Origin of the sequence: Vibrio sp. V42_P2S4T144, from assembly GCF_009904715.1 — a bacterium.
Taxonomy (GTDB): domain Bacteria; phylum Pseudomonadota; class Gammaproteobacteria; order Enterobacterales; family Vibrionaceae; genus Vibrio; species Vibrio alginolyticus.
Window position 1 is genome coordinate 1 of record NZ_WXWS01000265.1, and the last position, 2,876, is coordinate 2,876.

General features: G+C 44.2%; 3 protein-coding genes. 2 read left to right on the forward strand and 1 reads right to left on the reverse strand.

Translation table 11 applies throughout. From position 1 onward, the window contains the following. A partial coding sequence (locus CAG68_RS09215) for a TrmH family RNA methyltransferase (RefSeq protein ID WP_272926279.1) occupies positions 1-211 on the forward strand: 211 nt, incomplete at its 5' end. A gap of 70 nt (positions 212-281) precedes the next feature. On the opposite strand, the gene CAG68_RS09220 is transcribed toward CAG68_RS09215, so the two are convergent. Further along, positions 282-800: an FxsA family protein gene (locus CAG68_RS09220; RefSeq protein ID WP_033907286.1), complete on the reverse strand. Its 519-nt coding sequence runs from the start codon at positions 798-800 to the stop codon at positions 282-284. 430 nt (positions 801-1,230) lie between these two features. Between CAG68_RS09220 and aspA the strand changes: the two genes are divergently transcribed. Continuing rightward, positions 1,231-2,682: an aspartate ammonia-lyase gene (aspA, locus tag CAG68_RS09225; protein WP_005382379.1), complete on the forward strand. Its 1,452-nt coding sequence runs from the start codon at positions 1,231-1,233 to the stop codon at positions 2,680-2,682. Positions 2,683-2,876 lie beyond the last annotated feature (194 nt).

Consider the following 2,876-nt stretch of genomic DNA (forward strand, 5'->3'; position numbering starts at 1 on the left):
CCACGTTGATGCACAATACCAAACGGGTGATGTTTTGATGTTTGGTCCAGAAACTCGTGGTTTGCCTGCTGAAATCATCGATAGCTTGCCAATGGAGCAGCGTATTCGCATTCCAATGATGCCAGATGCGCGCAGCCTAAACCTTTCGAATGCCGTTGCGATCATTGCTTTTGAAGCATGGCGTCAAATGGGCTTTGAAGGCGCATTGTAAGCGGCACGAATTCCAAATACAGAAAAGGGCGCTTGGTGCGCCCTTTTGTTTTCTTTACTGTCTAACTCAATCAGTTGAGCTTGTTGCGATCATCATCGTCTTTACGCTCGTATTCCCCTTCGAAGGTATTGCCATTATCTGACTGGGAATCAAATGGGTCACGACGGAACGGGTCTTGCTCAAATGGCCCCTGGTTAGAGAAACCACCTTGGAAGCCACCGCCATGCATGGTTTTCACCACCATTTTGCTCATCAAGTATTTAGCTATCGCGGCGCGTGGCGCAGGAAGCAACACCAACATACCAAGGGCATCGGTCATAAAGCCCGGGGTTAACAGTAGCACGCCAGCCACCGCTAGCATTACGCCTTCAAAAATTTGCTGGGCTGGAATTTCACCTTGTTCAAGACGCCCCTGTACTGACATCAGTGTTTGTATACCTTGGCTACGAACCAACGATGCACCAACAAATGCCGTGATTAAGACTAGTGCAATGGTCGGCCATAAACCTAAAAAGCCGCCCACCTGAATAAATAAGCCGATTTCAATGATCGGAACAAAAATAAACGCTAATAATAAGATAGGAAACACACGCCCTCCTTTGTTTAATTCAGTGTAATGGTAAAAGCAGACTAAGCTCAAACGAATCGTTGTAAAAAAGCGTGTTCATACTGGTCTCCTTCTCTTTTAGACAAAGTAGCGGGAGCGCGTTCATTCAATTGCATACCGATTTTTTCGTGCTTTTAAAGTGCTAATTTCGAACTCTAAAAACTCATGTTTGTCGAGGAAAATCGAGCACCCATAAAGGGTTAGTAATAACCCGTTCATACTTTGCAAATTATTGACTCATGAAAAACGAAAAAGGTGATCTAGTTACTATTTTTATGCGCTAGGTGCAGTATCATGTGCCACATAAGTCAGGACGGATTTTCCAGCCAAAAATTCTGATGAATGGATTCTAGATTGCAGAAATGGCTAATAAATAACTTTATTATCAGAATTATCATCTAAGGATCCTGCTATGGCTACCCTATCTGATGCTCCAAAAACAGCAAACCCAGCCACTCGTATTGAAGAAGATCTATTAGGTCAACGTCATGTCCCTGCAGATGCGTACTACGGTATTCATACGCTACGTGCGATCGAGAACTTCAACATCTCTAATATGACCATCTCTGACGTACCAGAATTTGTACGCGGCATGGTAATGACCAAAAAAGCAGCAGCGTTAGCAAACAAAGAACTTGGCGCTATTCCAAAAGACGTTGCAAACTACATCATCGAAGCGTGTGATTTGATCCTAGAAACTGGCAAGTGTATGGATCAGTTCCCATCAGACGTATTCCAAGGCGGTGCAGGCACTTCAGTTAACATGAACACGAACGAAGTGATCGCAAACGTTGCGCTTGAGTTGATGGGTAAAGAGAAAGGCCAATACGAATTTGTTAACCCAAATGACCATGTAAACAAGAGCCAATCAACCAACTGTGCGTACCCAACAGGTTTCCGTATTGCGGTATACAACAGCGTACACAAGCTAATGGAAGCAATTGAGTACCTAAAAGGCGCATTCGAACTTAAAGCCGTTGAGTTTAAAGATGTACTGAAAATGGGCCGTACTCAGCTTCAAGACGCAGTACCAATGACAGTCGGTCAAGAGTTCCATGCGTGGGCGGTAACACTAAACGAAGAGATTCGTGCTCTAGATTACACATCTAAACTCCTCCTAGAAATCAACCTAGGCGCAACCGCAATCGGTACTGGTCTAAATACACCAACTGGCTACCAAGCGCTTGCAGTAAAACACCTAGCGGAAGTAACAGGCCTTGACGTTGTTGCAGCAGAAGACCTTATCGAAGCAACGTCTGACTGTGGTGCATACGTAATGACTCACGGCGCGCTAAAACGCCTAGCAGTGAAACTATCGAAGATCTGTAACGACCTTCGTCTACTTTCTTCTGGTCCTCGTGCGGGTCTAAATGAATTGAACCTACCTGAAATGCAAGCAGGCTCTTCAATCATGCCAGCTAAAGTAAACCCAGTTATCCCAGAAGTAGTAAACCAAGTTTGCTTCAAAGTTCTCGGTAACGACAACACGGTTTCTTTCGCAGCAGAAGGCGGTCAGCTACAGCTAAATGTAATGGAACCAGTTATCGCACAAAGTGTGTTTGAGTCTATCTCTCTACTACATAACGCGTGTGTGAACTTACGTGATAAATGTATCGACGGCATCACAGTGAACAAAGAAGTTTGCGAAAACTACGTTTACAACTCTATCGGTATCGTCACTTACCTAAACCCATACATCGGCCACCACGAAGGTGACATCGTAGGTAAGATTTGTGCAGAAACTGGTAAGAGTGTTCGTGAAGTCGTGCTAGAGCGCGGTCTGCTTACAGCAGAGGAGCTTGATGAAATCTTGTCAGTAGAAAACTTCATGCATCCTACTTACAAAGCAAAACGTTACGAGTAATAACGAATCCGAAGGGGGCCACTCAGGCCCCTTTTTTAGGCTCTCATACGGTTAACCACATTTTTTATATGCTTTTATTGCCGCTAAACCACTAGGTTCTCATTCTCTGAGCATTTACTCCTGTTCCTGAGTGTTCAAAAAATCAGAATCAAATAAAAAACTAAAGAGGTATCAATATGGTCATGGTCGAACTC